The following is a 20,002-nucleotide window of genomic DNA, read 5'->3' as shown; positions in this document are numbered from 1 at the left end:
GAACGGACACTTGAGGCCCCGCACGGCGGGGCCTCAAGTGTCCGTTCGCGCATTGGGGGCGGCCGGCGCTACTGCCGGAACTTCTTTAGCCAGCTGCTCACGGGATCAACGGCGGACTCGACGGCGGAGCCGAGCAGGCCCGTACCGGATTTGTCCTTCTTCGGGTTATTGCCGCGGGGCTCCGAGCTGTTTGCTTCCGGCGCCGGCTTGGGCCCTTCGGAGGGCACTCCGACGTTTTCCGGGGAGCCCTGCGTGGACCGTTCCTCCCCGGCGGCATCCGCGTCGCTTCCGCCGGAGTCCTCCATGCCCGGCTTCCCTGCGTGGCTGTTGTCGGAGGCCGCCCCGGGCGCCATGTCGGGCGCGTTGGCGGCCGTGTGCGCACGCGATCCCGGCACTGTTTCCGGCGCCTGATCGGTGGCGTGGCCCGCAACGGCAGTGTGCTTTTCCGGTTCTGCAGGCTGGCCTGCGCCTGCCGGGTCCACCTGGTCAAGCTGCAGGAACAGCGGCGAAGCCCACGCTGCGGGGCCGCCCCGGCCAGTCACGGCCGGCTCGAGGGGAAGCCTCCAGTCCGGCGTCCAGTCCGTCGTGAGTTCCTGGATGGACCAGAGCCCGGAACCGGTTGCCGATACCTGGCCGGTGGCAGCTACCCCGCTGACCCCGAGGCCCATGCCGGCCAGGACTGAAAGGCCCACCACCGTAGGGCGGTGCCGGCGCAGCCAGCGTTTCTTCGTCAGTTCGTCCCGAGGTCCTGCCAGCATGGCCGCAAGTTCGGGGCCCGGGGCGGGAACCTGCATCTGCCCCAGCGAAGCTATGGACAGAAGAGCGGCCCTCAACTCGGGCACGTCCGTGTGGCCGGCATCGAGCAGAAGCCGGTCAACGGTCCCACCAGAAACATCATGCCTGGTTGTCATGGTGCTACGTAGTCCTTTACGGCCGAATGTTCACGGAGTCTGTCCAAAGCACGTCGCTGAAGCTGTTTGACCGCTCCGGCACTTTTCCCCATAATTTCGGCCACTTGCTCCACCGTGAGATCTGCGATGATCCGCAGGGTCAGGACCTCTTTCTGGTCCTCCCCCAGCACGTCAAGCAGTTCCAGCACTTCCCCCGGTGCCACCAGCAGCATGGCCGCGGCCTCAGCCGAGGCGGTTTCCCGCCGGTCAAGCTCAGGTTCGAACGGTTGCTTCGCGGGCGTCCGGCTTTGCCTTCGGTGATCGTCAACCATTCGCGCATGGGCCACGGAGAACAGGAATGTCCGAAGCCCGCTGGCACCGCCGCTGATGGTTTCTAGCCGGGGCAGGACCGCCAGGAAGACATCCTGCATGGTTGCCTCCGGATCCTCGACGCCACGGGCTGTCAGGTATCCCAGCACCTGCGACGCATAGCTCCGATAGACCAGGTTGAACAACTCGCCATCGCGACCCTTGAGGGCCTGCAATGAGGCGTCGGTCAGTGCTTCGGTCACGGACGGATGGCTTTCGTTCAAGGGAGATGGCTACATCATTGTATGGCCATAATGTGGCGGCCGGGCTGTTACCCGCTCCGCAACTTTACCCCGGGTAACCAGGGAGAGCCGTCGGAGATCGCGCACTCCGCGGCCGGCTTCCTGCTGAACCTGCCTCGGACAAAAAGGGCCGGGCTGGAACATGATGGGGGACAGTTCCAGCCCGGCTCTCTTTTTGCAGTCAAGCGCCGGGTACGAACCTGATGGGGGACAACTTCGAACCCGGCGCTTTCATAGTGGTAATCGTCACGGCGGCGCCCAGGGTTACGCGGAATCAAAAAGAAATAAAAAATTTTTTCGCGGCCCGTCTCCGCCCGCCACGGTGACGATCCCGCCACGGCGACGATCCCGCCACTGGGCAGACAGCTCTCAGCGGCCCGTCAGCAGACGGGAAAGGGCTGAGGCCAGTTCGGCGGCGTCCGGCCCCAATCGTCGCCCCGTCTCGCGCGCCCGGTCCATGCGGCCGGTACGGAGGTCGGTATCCACGAGCAACGCAACGAGCTCAAGGCGCGAGGCTCCGGCCATGGCGGCAGATGAGGCAAGGCTTTGGGCTGCCGCGCTCGCCGCCTCAAGGTCGCCGCAGTCAAGGGCTCCCACAACGTTGTTAACCCTGGAAGGGAGCAGCACCAGGAAAAGGTTCAGGAATTCAAGGAGCCTGCTTTGGGAGTGAATGTTCCCGGCGAGCTCCTGCACGCGCAAGGGGTCGAGGACCGGCGCCCGATTAATGCGGGCACGGTACCGACGCGGTCCATGTTCCAGGACAGCGGAGCGCTCCGGCAGCCCTGGCTCCGCACCGGTCTTGTTCTTAACTGACTTCAAGCTGAGACCCATGACGTCCATCCCCTCCCGTTAGCGGTCCGACGACTTGCCTGTGGGAACCCCACTCCAGCGCAGTGCCGGTGAACCCACGATAGGGACAGCGGAACCGGCCGGTCACGAGTGTCCGGTACCCGAATCACACCCGGTATCACCTGCATCAGGAGCATCGCTACGTATCCGGCGCGTGGTCGCCACGCAGGTCCCGATCCTGTAACGCTCCGGCGCCAGGGCTTACGCGGGGCAGGCGGGAATGTCAGGATACGGGCATGAGTGAGGAAGTGATGGCCGTCCCTGCCGCCGGTCCGGCAGCGACCCCCAAACATGTGACCGGACTGACCAATTCCCAAGGCTCCGCCGCAACGCGGGCCATGCGCGAACAGGCACGCCGCCGCCGCGATGCCGAAGCGAAACTGCAGCAGCACCTGCTGCAGACCCGCAGCAGGCAGTCCCCCGCCTAGGCGGTATCCATCCAGATTAATCACGACGGCGGCGGGCCACCTTGCCAGGTGACCCGCCGCCGTCGAACGTCAGTAAGTGTCAGTCCAGAATGAGGTCGTTGACCACGATGGTCTGGTCCCGGTCCGGACCGACTCCGATCGCCGAGAAACGCGTGCCGGAGAGCTTCTCGAGGGCCAGTACGTAGTTCCTGGCGTTCTCCGGGAGGTCCTCCAGGGTGCGCGCACCGGTGATGTCCTCGGTCCAGCCTTCGAAGTACTCGAAGATCGGTTTCGCGTGGTGGAACTCGGTCTGCGTCATCGGCATTTCATCGTGCCGGACACCGTCAACGTCGTAGGCCACGCAGACCGGGATCTGCTCGATGCCCGTCAGTACGTCCAGCTTGGTGACGAAGTAGTCCGTGAAGCCGTTGACGCGTGAAGCGTGGCGGGCCAGGACGGCGTCGTACCAGCCGCAGCGGCGTGGCCGGCCGGTGTTGACGCCGAACTCGCCGCCGGTCTTCTGCAGGTACATGCCCATCTCGTCAAACAGTTCCGTGGGGAACGGTCCGGCACCCACACGCGTGGTGTAGGCCTTGATGATGCCGATGGAGCGCGAGATCCGGGTGGGGCCGATGCCGGAACCCACCGAAGCGCCGCCGGCGGTCGGGTTGGAGGAGGTCACGAACGGGTAGGTGCCGTGGTCCACGTCCAGGAAGGTGGCCTGGCCGCCCTCCATGAGGACCACCTTGCCCTCGTCCAGTGCCGTGTTCAGGACATACGTGCTGTCGATGACCAGCGGGCGCAGGCGTTCGGCGAAGGAGAGGAAGTAGCTGACGATCTCCTCCACCTCGATGTCACGGCGGTTGTACACCTTGACCAGGAGTTCGTTCTTCTGGCGCAGCGAGCCTTCCACCTTCTGGCGGAGGATGGACTCGTCAAAGACGTCCTGGACGCGGATGCCGAGACGGGCCACCTTGTCCATGTACGCCGGACCGATGCCGCGGCCGGTGGTGCCGATGGCCCGGCTGCCCAGGAACCGCTCGGTGACCTTGTCCAGCACCTGGTGGTAGGGCGCCACAAGGTGGGCGTTGGCGGAAACACGGAGCTTGGACGTGTCTGCGCCGCGGGCCTCCAGTCCGTCAATTTCCTGGAACAGGGCTTCGAGGTTCACCACACAGCCGTTTCCGATGATCGGGACAGCGTTCGGGCTCAGGATGCCGGCGGGAAGGAGCTTGAGCTCATACTTCTCACCGCCCACGACGACGGTGTGCCCGGCGTTGTTGCCGCCGTTCGGCTTGACCACGTAGTCGACGCGGCCACCAAGCAGGTCAGTGGCTTTACCTTTGCCTTCGTCGCCCCACTGGGCTCCGACGATCACGATTGCTGGCATGGGATCCTCCCCCATTCGTTCGGGCCGGACCGCAGCCGGTTCACCGAAGTGACCAGCCAGGGACAGCGCCGTTCATGAGAATGCCCCGAATTCCACTGCCGTACCTGTCCGGCCAACTGGCCGCCACGCACAACGCAAGAGTTCCGGGGCTCTTACCACCCAAGTTTAGCCGATATGAGTGGCAAGCACCGCTTTCACCCCTCAGCGGGCCGGTGATCATCGGCTCAGCCCGGCGTTTCATTTCGCTGGGCTTGATAGACTGATAAGGATCGATCAGGAATCGGTCCACTCACCACATTTTCACACCACACCGTATCTGGCGTGCCGGTAATTGGCATGCCCGCATCCGGTGTGGCAGCGTCACCGATCCCGCAGGAGACACAGCAATACATGACAGCCCTGGCTACTGAATCTTTCCGCGAGCAGCTTCTGAGCCGCCGTTACGAACCCAACGTCGCAGTTGTCAATGAGCTGTGCGACACCTTCCAGAGCCTCAAGCCTGACACCGTGGTCCCCTACGTGGACCCGATGCACGACGTCGACGAGTGCCGCATCATCAGCCTGTACTCCAACATCGGCACCGCCGATGAATCCGGTTTCATCACCGCAGGCGACAGCGAAGCTGCCACCCGCATGCTCGGCGTGCAGTGGAAGCTGGGCCTCCGCCCCGAGTTCGTTATGCCCTGGAACGTTCATCCCTGGCACATCCCCGGCGAGCCGAACGGGAAGTTCACGCCGGACCAGATTTCCGCAGGCCTCAAGCCGCTGCTGAAGTTCCTTGCGCTGGTTCCCCGTGCCTCCGTGATCGTGGCCCACGGCACCGAGGCCAACCGCCTGGCCCAGCTGCTCCTGAAAACCGAAGTGCCGCTGCTGTGGCGCCGCGGCCTGAAGACCTACAAGGTCCGCTCGCTCAGCGGCCGCGCCTTCGCCGGAACCGAGGCCCGCCAGCAGCAGTACCTCGACGAAATGCACGTTGTGTACGCTGACGCCATGGCCCGCACCGGCCTCACAAAGGCCAATTAACAGCCTGAAGCACATACGACGGCGGCTCCCCACCTGGAAAGGTGGGGAGCCGCCGTCGTTTAATTCAGTTACTTGCCTTCGATGGCCGCCTTGGCGGTGGGATCGGAGTCATTGAGGAACTTCTCAATGCGCTCCGGTTCCTCTGCCTCACCGATGGCCGACGAGGCACGGCCCAGCGCGTACAGGGCGCGCAGGAAGCCGCGGTTGGGCTCGTGTTCCCACGGGATGGGTCCCACGCCGCGCCAGCCGTTGCGCCGCAGCGAGTCCAGGCCCCGGTGGTAGCCAACGCGGGCGTAGGCGTAGGAATCGACAACCCGGCCCTCATTCCAGGCTTCCTCGGCCAGGATGGCCCAAAGGAGCGAGGACGTGGGGTGCTTCGCCACAAGATCCAGTGCCTCCTGGCCGAGGGCCAGGTGCTGGTAGATCTCGGACTCCGCGGGCAGGAGCGTGGGCTCCGGGCCCATCAGGTTCCTGCGGAACTCGTCGGACATGATTAGAACGTCTTTCCGGCCGAGCCGAGCTGCTTGGTCGCTTCAACCACGCGGGCGGCCAGCCCGGCTTCAGCGGAGGCACCCCAGACGCGCGGGTCGTAGGTCTTCTTGTTGCCGACCTCGCCGTCAACCTTCAGCACGCCGTCGTAGTTCTTGAACATGTGGTCCGCCACCGGACGCGTGTAGGCGTACTGGGTGTCGGTGTCGATGTTCATCTTGATGGTTCCGTAGGAAACGGCGTCCGCGATTTCCTGGTCCGAGGAGCCGGAGCCGCCGTGGAAGACGAGGTCGAACGGGCTGTCCTTGCCGATCTTCGCGCCGACCTGGGCCTGGATGTCCTTGAGGATCTCCGGGCGCAGCTTCACGCCGCCGGGCTTGTACACGCCGTGCACGTTGCCGAAGGTGAGGGCGGTGATGTAGCGGCCGTTCTCGCCGGCGCCGAGGGCTTCGATGGTGGCCAGGGCGTCTTCCACCGTGGTGTAGAGCTTCTCGTTGATCTCGTTTTCGACGCCGTCTTCCTCGCCGCCGACCGTGCCGATCTCGACCTCGAGGATCATCTTGGCAGCGGCGGTGCGCTCCAGCAGTTCACGGGCGATGCGCAGGTTTTCCTGCAGGGTCTCGGCGGAGCCGTCCCACATGTGCGAGTTGAAGATCGGGTTGCGTCCGGCCTTGACCTCGGCCTCGGATGCGGCCAGCAGCGGCAGGACAAAGCCGTCCAGCTTGTCCTTGGGGCAGTGGTCGGTGTGCAGCGCGATGTTGACGCCGTAGTTCTTGGCTACTTCGCGGGCGAATGCGGCGAAGCCCAGGGAGCCGGCAACCATGTCCTTGGTGGAGGCACCGGACCAGTACGCTGCACCGCCGGTGGAAACCTGGACGATGCCGTCGGACTCTGCCTCGGCGAAGCCGCGCAGGGCCGCGTTCAGCGTCTGCGAGGACGTGACGTTGACTGCCGGGAAAGCGAAGCCGCCCGCCTTTGCGCGGTCGATCATCTCGGAGTAGATCTCTGGGGTTGCAATGGGCATGCTGACTCCTAAAGTGAATTTCGTCTACGGGTTGTGTTGACCCTGGAGTGAACCTCGTCGGCTAGCACCCATCCTAGCCATTTCTGCGCGGGGGCAGTGTTTCGGGTCACTGGCCGGGTAACACTTTGCGCTGCACCCGTCCGGGGTGGCAGGTCGCGGCGGGAGCTAGACGTGCTGGCTGAACACGTGGCGGCGGATCCAGGCGTGCATTGCGATGGCTGCCGCGGACGCCGCGTTGATGGACCGTGTGGAGCCGAACTGTTCAATCGACAGGGTGTCCAGCGCGGCCTCGTGGACCTCGGGGGTCAGGCCCGGGCCTTCCTGGCCGAACACCAGGACGCAGTTTTTCGGGAGGTCGTAGGTTTCCAGGGGCACGGAATCAGGGAAGATGTCGATGCCGATGATCGCCAGCCCCTCCTCCTGCGCCCATGCCACGAAGTCCTCCACCGTGGGGTGGTGGCGGACGTGCTGGTAGCGGTCGGTCACCATGGCTCCGCGGCGGTTCCACCGGCGTCGTCCGATGATGTGCACTTCCTTGGCGAGGAAGGCGTTGGCAGTGCGAACCACGGTGCCGATGTTGAGGTCGTGCTGCCAGTTTTCGATGGCGATGTGGAAGTCGTGGCGCTTGGAATCGAGGTCCGCCACGATCGCCTCGTGCTTCCAGTAGCGGTACTTGTCCACCACGTTCCGGCGGTCCCCGTCGGCCAGGAGGTCCGGGTCCCAGTGCTCCCCCTCGGGAAACTCCCCTTCCCAGGGCCCGACGCCGACCTCCGCCTTGGGCTCCGGTTCCCCGCCGGAGGGGGAAGCGGGCGGGGGAACTGGCAGGGCTGGGGTCCGGGGGTGGTCAGTCACCCCTCAACTTTAGCCGCGGCCTAGCCGTCCAGCTTCCAGCGGTTGGCCCGGTACGAGTTGCCGATCTTCTCCAGTGCCTCAGGGTTGGCGGTCCAGTAGCTTTCGTGCCCGCTGACGCCCATCATCTGCGGTGTGCCCCACGGTGTCACGGTGAACAGGTTGACGGCCCGGATGGCGTCTCCCCCGGCGTTGGTGCAGGTGAAGCCGACCACGACGGCGGCCGAGCGGCGGAACTCCCGGATTTCCGGCGTCGACGCCTCAAAGTTGCTGGCGCATTTGTGGCCGACCAGGTGCTGTGGCAGTTCGGCGGAGGGGGTGGCCTTGAGCTTTGCCTCGACCTCCTTGATGGCTGCCTGGACCTTTTCAGGCTCCTTGCCGTACTTGCCTTCCTCTGCTTCGGCGAAGAACGAGAAGGCCGTGGAGATGCCGTCACCATCGCGCTCTTCAGTGCCCTTGGCGACTTGCTGCATGGGGGCGCCGGTGGACGGGTCCTTGGTGATCCCGAACGTATCGTCGCTGCTCCAGGCGGACAGGTAGGAGAACGAGGATTCCCCGGTGACAAACCGGTTGTATAGCGGATCGTCGTCGGCCGGAATGTTGGCGGGCCCCTGCAGGTCATCCCACCCGGCCGGAAGGGGGAAGGCCCCGGCCGGAATGCCGTCCGAGCCGGGATCAGCCGACGGCGCCGGGGATTCCCCGGAGGCTGCGCTGTCCTCTGCCGCTTCCGGGGACGCGGATTCGGCGGAGGTGGCCACGGGCGCAGGATTCTCCTGCGCCTGCGGCTTGCTGAACGCCGGAATGACCCAGACGAAAACGGCGACCAGCGCAACGATCACGGCGGCGGCAACGGCGGCCAGCACAATGATCAGGTTCCTGTTGTTCCGCTGGGGCTGCGTCGCGTCAGGCTGCGTCGCGTAGGGCTGGAACTGCTGCGGCGGGTAAGGAGGAGCCTGCTGGCCCAGCGGCGGGAGGGGTACCTCCGGGTACCCGCCAGTATCTCCGGACCGGTTGTCTCGGGGCGGCGGTGCACTGTAGTTGTTGCTCATAGTGGGCCCTTTCAGGTGCTTGCCGGCATCCCGGGGTTCCCTGGACGCCGTCTGATATCCGGCGGCGGGGATCTGCCGGCGCATGCCGGCACAGCAAACCGCCGCGGATATCCCCCGATCCGTGGCCGCTGGCACCTGGTGCCAGCTACGAGCCTAACGGAAGGGCACCGTCCCGGAACGCCGGCGGCTCGTCCGTCATTCTTCAGCCCCCGGATGTTCCATCCTCCGAAAAATGACAGACTGGGAGCCGGAACCGGCACATCAGCGTTGGAGGATCAGCATGGCAGAGTCAGACGAAGTACGTTCATCGGCAGCGGTTTACCGGAGCGGCCAGGAAATCGAGTGCTGGCTGACGGACATGGACGGGGTCCTGGTCCACGAAAACCAGCCGATCCCGGGAGCCGCGGAACTGATCCAGCGCTGGGTGGACACCTCCAAGCGCTTCCTGGTGCTCACCAACAACTCCATCTTCACACCCCGCGACCTGGCCGCGCGCCTGCGTTCCTCGGGCCTGGAGATCCCGGAGGAGAACATCTGGACGTCGGCCCTGGCCACTGCCCAGTTCCTCAAGGACCAGGTGCGAGGCTCGGAATCCGGGAACCGCGCCTACACCATCGGCGAAGCAGGACTTACGACGGCGCTGCATGAGGCCGGCTTCATCCTCACCGACCAGAACCCGGACTTCGTGGTGCTCGGCGAAACGCGCACCTACTCCTTCGAGGCCATCACGATGGCCATCCGGCTGATCCTGGCAGGCGCCCGGTTCATCGCCACCAACCCGGATGCCACCGGCCCGTCCAAGGACGGCCCCATGCCCGCCACGGGAGCCATCGCGGCGCTGATTACCAAGGCCACCGGCCGTGAGCCCTACATCGTGGGCAAGCCGAACCCGATGATGTTCCGTTCGGCCATGAACCAGATCGATGCCCACTCCGAAACCACCGCCATGATCGGGGACCGGATGGATACCGACATCATTGCCGGCATGGAGGCCGGGCTGCACACGGTGCTGGTCCTCAGCGGGATCACCCACAAGGACGACATTGCCGCCTACCCGTTCCGTCCCAACCAGATCCTGAACTCGGTGGCAGACCTTAAGAGCCAGATCTAGGCCGCACGGTCAGAAAACGGTCATTTTGGGGCCGCCGGAAGGCAGCGGGAAGATCTCGTCCAGCAACTCCTCGATGATCGGCCGGTAGACGAACGGGTTCCACTGCGGGCTGGCATGCGCGGGCAGCGCGTCGTCAGTACGGCGGTCGTTGGACACCATGTTGGCCGAAAACGTCTGCGCCCACGACTGGCGTGCCGTCTCGTAGTTCACGGTGCCGTCGCGGGGATTGCCGATGAAGGCCATTCGGGTGCCGCCCAGCATGCCGGCAAACCGGGTGGCGTCAAAGTGGTAGATATAGGCGGATTCGGACTGGATCAGCACACTGGACGGGGCAATCGGCGATAACTGCTCCAGGCTCTGGTCCAGCACCTGCCGCCAGGACCGTTCATCCTTGTGCATGATGCGTTCGCCAAGTTCGTACCCTCCGCGCAGCACGGTGGGCACCCGGAAGCCGCCCTCGTAGAGCACCACCACGCCTTCGAACCAGCTCTGGTCCAGGACGTCGAACTTGCTGTAAGGGCTGGAGTCCAACAGGATGAATTCAACCTCCACGCCGTGCAGTTCGCGCAGCCGGGCAGCCACCTGGGTGGCCACCATGCCGCCGAAGCTGTGGCCGTAGAAGTACAGGCTGGTCAACTGTTTGGCCCGCACGTGTTCAATGACCGCGATCACGATCTGGTCAATGTCCAGCCCCTCGTTGGAATAGCCGACGGCGGCCAGTTGGCCGCGCTGGCGAAGGGCCCCTCGCAGGGAGTTGAGGATCCACTGAGCCTCCTCCCAGCTGGTTTTGTAACCGGGAAACAGAATCCAGCTGGCATTCGGGTAGTAGCTTTCCGCGAAATCATCGCCCACAGTCAGGATTCTGTTGGTACGGCGTTCAGCCTGGACGTACCGGGTGAAGAACATATCCGCGGCCAGCAGCGCCGCCGCACCCGCTCCTATCAGGAAATTGCGCCGGGAAAACCGCTTGAGTTCGGCTGCACGCTTGAGGAGGCGGCCCTCGGCTGATCCGGGGCCGCCCTCAGGCTGTGATGGCTCCTGGGCACGTGGCACACCTCTACCGTAGCCACAGCGGAACCCGGATATGAAACCCGCGGAAGCAGCTAGATCACGGGCTCGGCCGGACGGGCCACCAGCGCCTCTGCTGTGTCCTTCCTGCCGGCCACGGCACTTTCCCGCCGTGAAATTTCCCTCCCGATTGCGTCGTACTGGGCCAGCAGCTCGGTACCGGCAATCGCGGCCGGATCGTCCAGGAGTCCGAAGACCGAGTCGCTGGCTGCCAGGAGTTCATCGTCGGAGTATTGCGTCAGCGGCCCGTACCCCGAAGGGTCGATGGAAGCGGCGAATTCGCCGGTGATTTCGAGGGTTTTCATACCCTGTCCCGCATCAGGAACCAGGGCGTCCGGGCGCGGCATGAACTCGAGAGAAACGCCGGAAGCGGTGGGGGTGTCGCCGTCGGATGCGCCGCTGTCGATCGAGTTGAGGTCGTTGCGGAGCCCCACCAAAGCGGGTGATTCCACACACGCCGCCTGCGAGAAATCCACGCGGATGTGGGCAGTGATGCCCATCCGGCGGATACGCCGGATAACGTGCACCAGGGCGGGTCGGGATTCCTGGTTGAGGCTGCCCCGGACTTCGATCCGTACAACGTCGGAGGCGACGTCCAGTTTAACGAGGGCATGAAGTTTGCGGTCCATAGGTACTCCAAAAAAGGGTGTCTATGGCCGACGGCTCAACCTTGGACAGCGTATCCTCCGCCGGGCGGCACCACAAGCCCGAAATTCAGGGCAGGGACGCTGCCTTCGCAGCCGTGGTGCGGCCGGCTACCCGGCCTGGCTTCGGTCTTCGCGGCGGTCCTGGTTGCGGGCCTGGCTTCGGCCCTGTCCGCGGTCCTGGCCTTGGCCGGGCTCCTCGAAGTGGGTCCGCGTGCCGGCTCCGCCGACGGAATCCACCAGCGACTTGGCGATGTCCCGCAGCTTGACGTTGCTGTTGCTGGACGCATCCGTCAGGATTTGCACCGCCGCCTCCTGGCTGCAGCGGTTCTGCGCCATGACGATGCCTATGGCGATATCGATGGTGGTCCGTGATTCCAGCGTGGCACGGAGGTTCGTGGCACTGTCCGTGTGCAACGAGAACCTGACGGCCAGGCGGAGGGCCTGCGAGATTTCCCGGGTGTACTCCCGGGCGCGGGCCGCCGCCTTTTCGTCAAACTTCCGCGGAACATCCGAGTAGAGGTTCAGGGCTGCCTTGGCATCCCCTTGCAGCGTAAAGGGCAGCGACAGCACCGAGCGCAGCCCGTGGGAGGCGACGGCGTTCGCGTAGTCGGGACCCCACCGGTCCTCCTCGAAGAGATCCGGGACGTGGACCTCGCGTTCCTCCTGCGCTGCGGTCAGGCAGGGTCCCTGCGAGAGCCTGTACTGGATCTCGTCCACCTCGCGCGCCGAATCGCTGCTCCAGCCGATGGTTGCAGCCTTGCGGTCCCGGAGCAGGGTGATGCCGCAAAGTGCATCATCGCCGTCGCCCGCCATCTGGTGCGCGGAAAAGCGCGCCAGCTCGTTGAGGAAGTCCTCGAAATCGGCACTCTCCAGGATGAGGTTCTGGATTTGGTCCACAGTGGTGGGTGCTGGGTTGGACGGGAGCATGGCGCGTTCTCTCCAGGTGCGTGACTTGTAATTGGCCTACACAAATTGTAGGGTCGCCCCTTGCGGCCATCCAAGTGGAGTTAGCTTCCGGCTGAATCGTGCCGAAACGCTGCCGCCATCCCCTAGCTCAGGCCGAGTTCATCCTTGCCGAAGGCGAACAGGTAGGGAACACCGGTCTCGGCTTCGATCTTTTCCTTGGCGCCGGTGTCGCGATCCACGATCACGGCGACAGCCACCACGTTGCCGCCGGCCTTGCGGACACCCTCGACGGCGGTCAGCGCGGAACCGCCCGTGGTGGACGTGTCCTCAAGCACCAGGACCTTGCGCCCCTCCACCGAGGGGCCTTCCACTTGGCGGCCCATGCCGTAGGACTTCTGCGCCTTGCGGACAACGAACGCGTCGACAGTGCGGCCGGCGTCCCCGGCGGCGTGCATCACGGCGGTGCCCACGGGGTCGGCTCCCATGGTGAGCCCGCCGGCGCATTCAAAGTCGATGCCGGCGTCGTCGATCAGCGAGAGCATGACCTGGCCTACCAGCTTGGATGCCTCGTGGTGCAGCGTGATGCGGCGGAGGTCAATGTAGTAGTCGGCCTCGGCTCCGCTGGACAGGATCACCTTGCCGCGGACCACGGCGAGTTCCTTGATGAGTTCGAGCAGGCGGGCACGGGCGGCGGCAGCATCTGCTGCAGGGGCACTGGAGGCAGTCATGGGGTCCAGTTTAGTGGCTCCGCCGTTTGTGACGGCCCGTGCCCGCATTGCCGGCGAACGGGCCGCGGAACGGGACTCAGGGTGCCCGGAGGGGGCCCACAGGACTTTCTACTCTATGCAGCTTTCCCGGCGAGGAGTCCGATGGAAGCATGACGGCCGGAACCGCTCCCTCGACCCGCTGGCCCGCAATCCCCAAGGACATCAGCGGCCTCGCCGTCCGCCCGAATATGGTGGACTACGATGCCAGCCGCGCCGGGTTCTCCTGGGATCGGGAGCGGCAGGCGCTGGCCGGACTTCCCGGCGGCGGCGTCAACATCGCGTACGAGGCGGTGGACCGCCACGCAGCGGGCGAACGGGCAACCCATGAAGCCCTGCGTTTCATCCGCGCCGACGGCAGCGCCCGTTCCTTGACTTACGCAGAGCTGGCGGAACAGACAGGACGGTTTGCCGGCGTCCTGCACGGGCTGGGTATCGGCCGCGGGGAACGGGTGTTTTCGCTCATGGGCCGCAGCCCGGAGTTGTATGTCGCAGTATTGGGAACGCTCAAGAATGCCAGCGTGTTCTGCCCCCTGTTTTCCGCCTTCGGCCCCGAGCCTGTCCGTCAGCGCCTTCACTTGGGGTCCGGCCGCGCACTGGTCACCACGCGGGCGCTGTACCGGCGGAAGGTTGCGCAGATACGCGACCAACTGCCGGAACTGGAGCACGTACTCCTGATCGATGCCGAGGGACGGCCGGACCCCGGAACCCTGGACCTGGCCGAACTGATGCGGGACGCCCAGCCACTGGACGCTGTCCCGACCCGCGCCGAAGAAATGGCCCTGCTGCACTTCACCAGTGGTACCACCGGCACCCCCAAAGGAGCCATCCACGTTCACGACGCCGTCACGGCGCACCACGCCACCGGCTTCTTTGCGCTGGACCTGCACCCGGACGACATCTACTGGTGCACGGCCGATCCCGGCTGGGTCACCGGCACCTCCTACGGCGTGATCGCTCCCCTGACCCACGGCGTGACCACCATTGTGGATGAAGAGGAGATGGACGCGGACCGGTGGTACCGCATCCTCGCCGAGCAGCACGTCACCGTCTGGTACACCGCCCCCACCGCACTGCGAATGCTGATGAAGGCCGGTGCCGGGCACGCGGCAGGGCACGATCTGTCCGCACTCCGGTTTGTTGCCAGCGTGGGGGAACCGCTCAATCCCGAAGTGGTGGTGTGGGGCCAGGAAGCCTTCGGCCAGCCTGTCCACGATAACTGGTGGCAGACCGAAACCGGCGGCATCATGATTTCGAACTATCCCGCCATGGAGATCCGGCCCGGCTCCATGGGCCGGCCGCTCCCCGGCGTTGAAGCCGCGATCGTTGCCCGGGACCAGGACGGCAAAGCGGTGGTCCGGAACGGCGAAGCCGTCCTCGTGACCGAACCGGAGGGGGTGGGCGAACTGGCCCTCCGTCCCGGCTGGCCTTCGATGTTCCGCGGCTACCTCCACGAGGACGAACGGTACCGGCGATGCTTTGCCGGCGGCTGGTACCTCACCGGGGACCTCGCGAAGATGGACGCCGACGGGTACTTCTGGTTCGTCGGCCGGGGCGACGACGTCATCAAGTCCTCGGGCCACCTGATCGGCCCTTTCGAGGTGGAGAGCTCGCTGATGGAACACGAAGCAGTGGCCGAGGCAGGCGTGATCGGCGTCCCGGATCCCGTTGCCGGCGAAGTGGTCAAGGCCTTCGTGGAGCTCCGCACCGGGTGGCAGCCCTCGGAGGCACTCAAGCTGGACATCATCGGCTTCGCCCGCAAACGGCTGGGCCCGGCCGTGGCTCCCCGGCTGCTGGACTTCACGGAAGCGCTCCCAAAGACCCGGAGCGGAAAGATCCTCCGGCGGCTCCTGAAGGCCCGCGAACTCGGCCTCCCCGAGGGCGACACCTCCACCATCGAGTCACCTCCCGGCCGCTATCCGGGAGCGCCAGCATGACGGGCACATCAGCGCGCGGCATGGGCAACGCGGACTCCGACCATGCCCGGCACCTGCTCCATCAGATGCTGCGGGTGCGGCGGCTGGAGGAGCAATGCGTGGAGCTCTACAGCGCCGCCAAGATCCGCGGATTCCTGCATGTCTACATCGGCGAGGAAGCGGTGGCCGCAGGTGTGATGAGCACCCTCGCTCCGGACGATGCCGTGGTGGCAACGTACCGGGAACACGGCCATGCGTTGCTGCGCGGCGTGCCCGCAGGAGCCATCCTGGCCGAAATGTACGGTCATGTGGAGGGGTGCTGCCGCGGCCGCGGCGGCTCCATGCACCTGTTCGACGCCGGCACCCGCTTCTACGGCGGCAACGCGATCGTGGCGGGCGGACTGCCGCTGGCCGTGGGCCTGGCGCTCGCCGACAAAATGTCCGGACGCTCCCGGGTGACCGTCTGCTTCTTCGGCGAAGGCGCCGTGGCCGAGGGCGCATTCCACGAGAGCCTGAACCTCGCCGCACTCTGGCAGCTGCCCGTGCTGTTCTGCTGCGAAAACAACCTCTACGCCATGGGCACCGCCTTGGCGCGCTCCGAATCACAGACCGATATTGCCCTCAAAGCCGCCGGCTACGAGATCGCCTCGTGGTCCGCGGACGGGATGGATGTGCTCGCCGTCGAAGAGGCCGCCCGGCGCGCCGTGGACGCCGTCCGGGCCGGCGGCGGACCGCACTTCCTCGAGCTGCGGACCTACCGCTTCAGGGCCCATTCGATGTTCGATCCGGAACGGTACCGGGACAAGAAAGAGGTCTCCCGCTGGATGGAGCGCGATCCCATCGACACGCTGCGGAAGGCCCTGGAAACGACTGGGAAATTGTCGGAAAAGGACTGGAAATCCATCCAGCGGGAGGTGGAGGACGAAGTGAAGGCCGCGGTGGAATTCGCCGAGGCCGGCACGCCGGAGCCGCTTGAAGACCTGACCCGGTTCGTCTACAGCGAGCGGAGCCCGGAATGAAGACCACCTACCGGGAGGCCATGCGGGCAGCCATCCGCGACGCCATCCAGCGCGACGAACGGGTTTTCCTCATGGGTGAGGATGTTGGCGCTTACGGCGGGTGCTTCGCCGTCAGCCTTGGCCTGTTCGAGGAGTTTGGTCCGGAACGGATCCGGGACACTCCGTTGTCCGAAGCCGGCTTCGTGGGCGCAGGCATCGGGGCCGCCCTCGGCGGGATGCGGCCCATTGTTGAGATCATGACCGTGAACTTCAGCCTGCTGGCACTGGACCAGCTGGTGAACAATGCCGCCACCCTGCTGCACATGTCCGGCGGGCAGTTCAACGTGCCGCTGGTGATCCGGATGACCACCGGCGCGGGTCGGCAGCTGGGTGCCCAGCACTCGCACAGCCTGGAGGGGTGGTTGGCGCACATCCCGGGCCTGCGCATCCTCACCCCGGCCACCCTTGAGGACGCCCGCGGGATGCTGTGGACCGCGTTGGAGGACCCGGACCCGGTGCTGATCTTCGAGCACGGAACCCTGTACAACGTGGCCGGGGAACTCGCCGACGACGCAGGCCCCGTGGACATCAGCACAGCGGCCGTCCGCCGGCCCGGCAAGGACATTTCGCTCATTACCTATGGCGGAACCTTACCGGCAGTGCTCGACGCCGCCGCCCGGCTGGCTGATGAAGGCATCGACGCCGAGGTGCTCGATTTGCGTGTACTGCGCCCGCTCGACGACGCCGCCATCCTGGGGAGCGTGGCCAAGACCCACCGCGCCGTCGTGGTGGACGAAGGCTGGCGGAGCGGCAGCATCTCCGCCGAACTGAGTGCACGGATCACCGAAAATGCCTTCTTCGACCTGGACGCACCCGTAGGCCGCGTCTGCAGCGCCGAAGTGCCGCTGCCCTACGCCAAACACCTGGAACTGGCGGCCCTGCCCACGGCGGAACGCATCGTCGCGGCCGCCCGGGAGGCGGTAGGGGCGCGTGGGTGATTTCAGGATGCCGTCCCTTGGCGCGGACATGGAACACGGCAAGATGGTGGAGTGGCTCATCAAGCCGGGCGACTTCGTGCACCGCGGCGATGTGGTGGCCGTTGTGGACACAGACAAGACCGTGATGGACGTGGAGTCCTTCGAAGAGGGCGTGGTGGCCGAACTGCTGGTGGATGTGGGCGCCACTGTTCCCATCGGCACCCCGCTGGCCCGGATCACCCAGACTCCCGACGACGGCGCCGGTCAGGCAGGAGGGCGGCCCCCGGGACCACACGCGAAGCCGGCTCCAGGAATTGCAGAGGCGGCAGTCGCGACCCCTGCTGCCGAGCCGGCAGGCGGGGCCGCTGCCACGGCGCAAGTGCCGCCCCCGGTACGGCACCTGGCGCACCAGCTTGGGGTGGATACAGCAGGACTCCGCGGCACGGGCCGCCACGGCGCCGTCACTCGCGCCGATGTGGAACGCGCCGCAGCGGCCCGGCCCGGTCCGGCGGCTCCTGCCCCCGAAGCTCCGGCAGTCCCGGCGGCGGCGGTCCACGCTGCGCCTGCGCCCCACGGAACCAGGGTGCGGTCCTCGCCGCGGGCCCGGAGGCTCGCGGACCAGCTCGGCGTTGCCATCGGCACCGTGCCCGGCACGGGGCCCGACGGCGCCGTCACCGAAGCTGACATCCAGCGTGCCGTAAGCGCTCACGCGGCGGCCGTTCCGGCAGAAGGGCCGGCGCCGCCGGAAGAAGCCACCGTTCCCGGAGTGGAGGCGCTGCCCCCGAAGGAGGCGCCGCCGTCGGAACCGCTCGACCGCTTGTCCAGCCTGCGTCGGGCCATCGGCGCGCTCATGAGCCGGTCCAAGAAGTCCATCCCGCATTACTATGTCAGCACCACACTGGACCTGCGCGCCGCCATCGCGTGGATGCAGCAGGTCAACGAACAGCGGCCGGTGGCCTCGCGACTGGTTCCCTCTGCCCTGCTGCTGAAGGCGACGGCCCTTGCCGCCCGTGAGGTCCCGGAAGTCAACGGCTTCTTCACTGACGGAGCGTTCCGGCCCAGCAGCTCCGTGCACCTGGGCGTTGCGGTGGCCCTGCGTCACGGAGGCTTGGTGGCTCCTGCCATCCATGACGCCGACACCCTGGCCCTGGACGTGCTGATGCAGCAATTGCGGGACCTCGTCAGCCGGGCGCGTGCCGGGCGGCTGCAGCGTGCGGAAATGGCCGATCCCACCCTCACGGTCACAAATTTGGGCGACCTCGGCGTGGAAGCCGTCTACGGCGTCATCTATCCGCCGCAGGTGGCCATGGTGGGCCTGGGCAAGGTGGTGGAGCAACCCTGGGCCCACGACGGCATGCTCGGTGTGCGGCCCGCCGTCACCGCCACACTGTCCGCCGACCACCGGGTCAGCGACGGGCTCCGGGGCGGCCGCTTCCTGGCCCGCATCGACGAACTGCTGCAAAAACCGGAGGAGCTATGAACGAGCAGGACGCACGGCAGGCCGTGCACACGGCAATCGGCCAGGTCGCGCCGGACGTGGACTTTGACGGCCTCGACGAAGACTCCCGGCTGCGGCAGGACCTCGAACTCGATTCGCTGGATTTCCTCAGGCTTGTCGAAACCATCAACGAGGCCACCGGTGTGGACATTCCGGAACGCGACTACACCGCCGTGGCCACCGTCAAGGGCATGATCGATTACCTCGCCGCCCGCGGCTGAGCGCGGCGGGCAAACGCTGGTGCGTGTTCCGGCCTGGGGCCGAAAGCGATGAGCCGCGGCAAAAGCCGCCGCACCACCGGGGCGTGCCGGACAAAGAACAGCAGGACCGGCGGAGCACCCGGCCGCCTCCCGGCGAACAGCGGCACAAACACCGCCCGGTGCATCACACGCTGCACGGTCTGGACAACAACGGTGGGCATCCGGCGCCGCCGTTCCACCGCGGCAAGGTCCTTTGTCGACACGTGTCCGCGGAGCAGGGCCGGGGCCAGCCGCGCCGCTGCCGCCACGGCATCCTGGATGGCCAGGTTGATGCCCACCCCGCCTGCCGGGGACATGGCATGGGCGGCGTCTCCGATGCACAGCATCCCGTCCACATACCAGCGCCGCAACCGGTCCAGCCGCACATCGAGCCAGTGGAGGTCATCGAGGGAACGGATGGAGTCCACCCGGTCCGCCAGGTCCGGACGCAGGGCGGCGACGCGTTCCCTGAACCGTTCAACGCCCTCGGAGCGTATCCGCGCGTCCGCTCCTTTGGGGCCGAGGTACCCCATCTGGTAGTAGTCGTCGCGGAACAGCGCGATCATGGCTTCGCGGTCCCGGAACGCCGGGACGATGCCCGCCACTGCGCCCTTCTCCGAAGCATGGCGCGGGAGCTTGAACCACCAGGTGTCGAAGGGAACCGGATAGTCCTTCGGCTGCAGGCCGGCGGCCCGGCGCAGCACGGAATGGCGTCCGTCGGTGGCCACCACGAGGTCCGCGTGCAGCGCCCCCTCAGTACTTTTACCTTCCCTCCCCGGGCCCGTCCGGTAGCGCACGCCGGTGACGCGCCCGCCGTCGAACATCAACGAGGTGGCTTCGTGCTCCATCAGGAGCGTGAAGGTAGGTTCGCGTGCGGCCTCCGTGGCCAGGAAGTTCAGGAAATCCCATTGCGGCATCATGGCGATGTAGTCGTACGGAGGCGTCAGGGACGCGAAATCGCCGAGGGTGACCAGGCCGACGCCGGGAATGGGGAAAGCGACGTTGTTCAGTTTGCTCTGCGGGAGCTTGCGGAATCCGTCGCCCAGCCCGAGCTCGTCGATCAGCCTGATGGTGGAGGCGTGCACTGTGTCGCCGCGGAAATCCCGGAGGAAGTCGCCGTGTTTTTCGAGGACCGTGACGTCCACCCCCGCCCGGGCCAGCAACAGTCCCAGCATCATGCCCGCCGGGCCTCCCCCGACAACCACACACCCCGTTCGCTCCATGCACCCACGCTACGCCGGACGCACAAAAGCCGCACGGGCAATTGCTGCACGTGCGGCTTTTCTGCTTGCTGCCG

21 protein-coding genes are annotated in these 20,002 nt (G+C 66.2%); 8 read left to right on the top strand and 13 right to left on the bottom strand.

Annotated features, from left to right (window positions below; all coding sequences use genetic code 11):
* Positions 1 to 68 precede the first annotated feature (68 nt).
* The 3 genes from ACFVWT_RS16920 to ACFVWT_RS16910 all read right to left on the bottom strand — a co-directional run bounded on the left by ACFVWT_RS16920 (position 69) and on the right by ACFVWT_RS16910 (position 2,332).
* Entirely contained in the window at positions 69 to 911 is an 843-nt protein-coding gene (locus ACFVWT_RS16920) for a hypothetical protein (protein WP_390249809.1), read from the bottom strand.
* Positions 908 to 1,462 carry an RNA polymerase sigma factor gene (locus ACFVWT_RS16915; RefSeq protein ID WP_390249837.1) on the bottom strand — a complete coding sequence of 185 codons (555 nt, stop codon included), beginning with the start codon at positions 1,460 to 1,462 and terminating at the stop codon, positions 908 to 910. Before ACFVWT_RS16915 ends, ACFVWT_RS16920 begins: the two co-directional genes overlap by 4 nt.
* Before the next feature lie 408 nt (positions 1,463 to 1,870).
* Positions 1,871 to 2,332 (bottom strand): Hpt domain-containing protein, encoded by a 462-nt coding sequence (locus tag ACFVWT_RS16910; RefSeq protein WP_390249807.1) that lies wholly within the window; start codon positions 2,330 to 2,332, stop codon positions 1,871 to 1,873.
* 254 nt (positions 2,333 to 2,586) lie between these two features.
* On the opposite strand from ACFVWT_RS16910, the gene ACFVWT_RS16905 reads away from it, so the two are divergent.
* Positions 2,587 to 2,778 (top strand): hypothetical protein, encoded by a 192-nt coding sequence (locus tag ACFVWT_RS16905; RefSeq protein WP_390249805.1) that lies wholly within the window; start codon positions 2,587 to 2,589, stop codon positions 2,776 to 2,778.
* Between the two features lie 79 nt (positions 2,779 to 2,857).
* Here ACFVWT_RS16905 and ACFVWT_RS16900 read toward each other — a convergent pair whose 3' ends face one another.
* Positions 2,858 to 4,147, bottom strand: a complete 1,290-nt coding sequence (locus tag ACFVWT_RS16900) for an adenylosuccinate synthase (protein WP_390249803.1) — start codon at positions 4,145 to 4,147, stop codon at positions 2,858 to 2,860.
* A gap of 390 nt (positions 4,148 to 4,537) precedes the next feature.
* Here ACFVWT_RS16900 and ACFVWT_RS16895 point away from each other — a divergent pair, with 390 nt between their 5' ends.
* Positions 4,538 to 5,170 (top strand): uracil-DNA glycosylase, encoded by a 633-nt coding sequence (locus ACFVWT_RS16895; protein WP_011690388.1) that lies wholly within the window; start codon positions 4,538 to 4,540, stop codon positions 5,168 to 5,170.
* Positions 5,171 to 5,238: 68 nt separating this feature from the next.
* Here the strand turns inward: ACFVWT_RS16895 and ACFVWT_RS16890 are convergent, their stop codons facing one another.
* The 4 genes from ACFVWT_RS16890 to ACFVWT_RS16875 form a co-directional block, all read right to left on the bottom strand.
* On the bottom strand, positions 5,239 to 5,661 hold the full coding sequence (locus ACFVWT_RS16890; RefSeq protein WP_390249801.1) for a DUF3151 domain-containing protein: 423 nt from the start codon (positions 5,659 to 5,661) through the stop codon (positions 5,239 to 5,241).
* A 2-nt stretch (positions 5,662 to 5,663) separates the two neighbouring features.
* The gene (gene fbaA, locus ACFVWT_RS16885; protein WP_028272257.1) at positions 5,664 to 6,683 is read right to left on the bottom strand and encodes a class II fructose-bisphosphate aldolase; all 1,020 of its coding nucleotides are present in this window, start codon (positions 6,681 to 6,683) and stop codon (positions 5,664 to 5,666) included.
* A gap of 165 nt (positions 6,684 to 6,848) precedes the next feature.
* Positions 6,849 to 7,535, bottom strand: coding sequence for a TrmH family RNA methyltransferase (locus tag ACFVWT_RS16880; protein ID WP_390249799.1), 687 nt, complete (start codon positions 7,533 to 7,535; stop codon positions 6,849 to 6,851).
* A 20-nt stretch (positions 7,536 to 7,555) separates the two neighbouring features.
* Positions 7,556 to 8,581 carry a hypothetical protein gene (locus ACFVWT_RS16875; RefSeq protein WP_390249797.1) on the bottom strand — a complete coding sequence of 342 codons (1,026 nt, stop codon included), beginning with the start codon at positions 8,579 to 8,581 and terminating at the stop codon, positions 7,556 to 7,558.
* A 280-nt stretch (positions 8,582 to 8,861) separates the two neighbouring features.
* Between ACFVWT_RS16875 and ACFVWT_RS16870 the strand changes: the two genes are divergently transcribed.
* Complete coding sequence (locus ACFVWT_RS16870) at positions 8,862 to 9,692, top strand: HAD-IIA family hydrolase (RefSeq protein WP_209747618.1); 831 nt, start codon at positions 8,862 to 8,864, stop codon at positions 9,690 to 9,692.
* Between the two features lie 9 nt (positions 9,693 to 9,701).
* On the opposite strand, the gene ACFVWT_RS16865 is transcribed toward ACFVWT_RS16870, so the two are convergent.
* From ACFVWT_RS16865 to pyrE, 4 genes are all read right to left on the bottom strand, one after another.
* Positions 9,702 to 10,745 carry a thioesterase domain-containing protein gene (locus ACFVWT_RS16865; protein WP_390249795.1) on the bottom strand — a complete coding sequence of 348 codons (1,044 nt, stop codon included), beginning with the start codon at positions 10,743 to 10,745 and terminating at the stop codon, positions 9,702 to 9,704.
* A gap of 50 nt (positions 10,746 to 10,795) precedes the next feature.
* Positions 10,796 to 11,389: a hypothetical protein gene (locus ACFVWT_RS16860; RefSeq protein WP_390249793.1), complete on the bottom strand. Its 594-nt coding sequence runs from the start codon at positions 11,387 to 11,389 to the stop codon at positions 10,796 to 10,798.
* A 126-nt stretch (positions 11,390 to 11,515) separates the two neighbouring features.
* Positions 11,516 to 12,334, bottom strand: coding sequence for a GAF and ANTAR domain-containing protein (locus ACFVWT_RS16855; RefSeq protein WP_390249791.1), 819 nt, complete (start codon positions 12,332 to 12,334; stop codon positions 11,516 to 11,518).
* A 122-nt stretch (positions 12,335 to 12,456) separates the two neighbouring features.
* Positions 12,457 to 13,041: an orotate phosphoribosyltransferase gene (pyrE, locus tag ACFVWT_RS16850; protein ID WP_390249789.1), complete on the bottom strand. Its 585-nt coding sequence runs from the start codon at positions 13,039 to 13,041 to the stop codon at positions 12,457 to 12,459.
* Between the two features lie 149 nt (positions 13,042 to 13,190).
* Between pyrE and acsA the strand changes: the two genes are divergently transcribed.
* From acsA to ACFVWT_RS16825, 5 genes are read left to right on the top strand one after another with little or no spacing between them, the layout of a single operon-like run.
* Complete coding sequence (gene acsA / locus ACFVWT_RS16845; RefSeq protein ID WP_390249787.1) at positions 13,191 to 15,014, top strand: acetate--CoA ligase; 1,824 nt, start codon at positions 13,191 to 13,193, stop codon at positions 15,012 to 15,014.
* On the top strand, positions 15,011 to 16,012 hold the full coding sequence (pdhA, locus tag ACFVWT_RS16840) for a pyruvate dehydrogenase (acetyl-transferring) E1 component subunit alpha (RefSeq protein WP_390249785.1): 1,002 nt from the start codon (positions 15,011 to 15,013) through the stop codon (positions 16,010 to 16,012). Before acsA ends, pdhA begins: the two co-directional genes overlap by 4 nt.
* The gene (locus ACFVWT_RS16835; protein WP_390249783.1) at positions 16,009 to 16,989 is read left to right on the top strand and encodes an alpha-ketoacid dehydrogenase subunit beta; all 981 of its coding nucleotides are present in this window, start codon (positions 16,009 to 16,011) and stop codon (positions 16,987 to 16,989) included. The genes pdhA and ACFVWT_RS16835 overlap by 4 nt, the downstream gene beginning before the upstream one ends.
* Complete coding sequence (locus tag ACFVWT_RS16830) at positions 16,982 to 18,448, top strand: 2-oxo acid dehydrogenase subunit E2 (RefSeq protein WP_390249781.1); 1,467 nt, start codon at positions 16,982 to 16,984, stop codon at positions 18,446 to 18,448. The genes ACFVWT_RS16835 and ACFVWT_RS16830 overlap by 8 nt, the downstream gene beginning before the upstream one ends.
* Complete coding sequence (locus ACFVWT_RS16825; protein ID WP_390249779.1) at positions 18,445 to 18,687, top strand: acyl carrier protein; 243 nt, start codon at positions 18,445 to 18,447, stop codon at positions 18,685 to 18,687. The genes ACFVWT_RS16830 and ACFVWT_RS16825 overlap by 4 nt, the downstream gene beginning before the upstream one ends.
* Here the strand turns inward: ACFVWT_RS16825 and ACFVWT_RS16820 are convergent.
* Entirely contained in the window at positions 18,666 to 19,928 is a 1,263-nt protein-coding gene (locus ACFVWT_RS16820) for an FAD-dependent oxidoreductase (RefSeq protein WP_390249776.1), read from the bottom strand. The two genes, ACFVWT_RS16825 and ACFVWT_RS16820, sit on opposite strands and share 22 nt — an antisense overlap.
* Positions 19,929 to 20,002: the final 74 nt, after the last annotated feature.

Source organism: Arthrobacter sp. NPDC058288, assembly GCF_042880995.1.
GTDB lineage: Bacteria > Actinomycetota > Actinomycetes > Actinomycetales > Micrococcaceae > Arthrobacter.
This window is presented reverse-complemented; position numbering and strand designations above follow the sequence as displayed.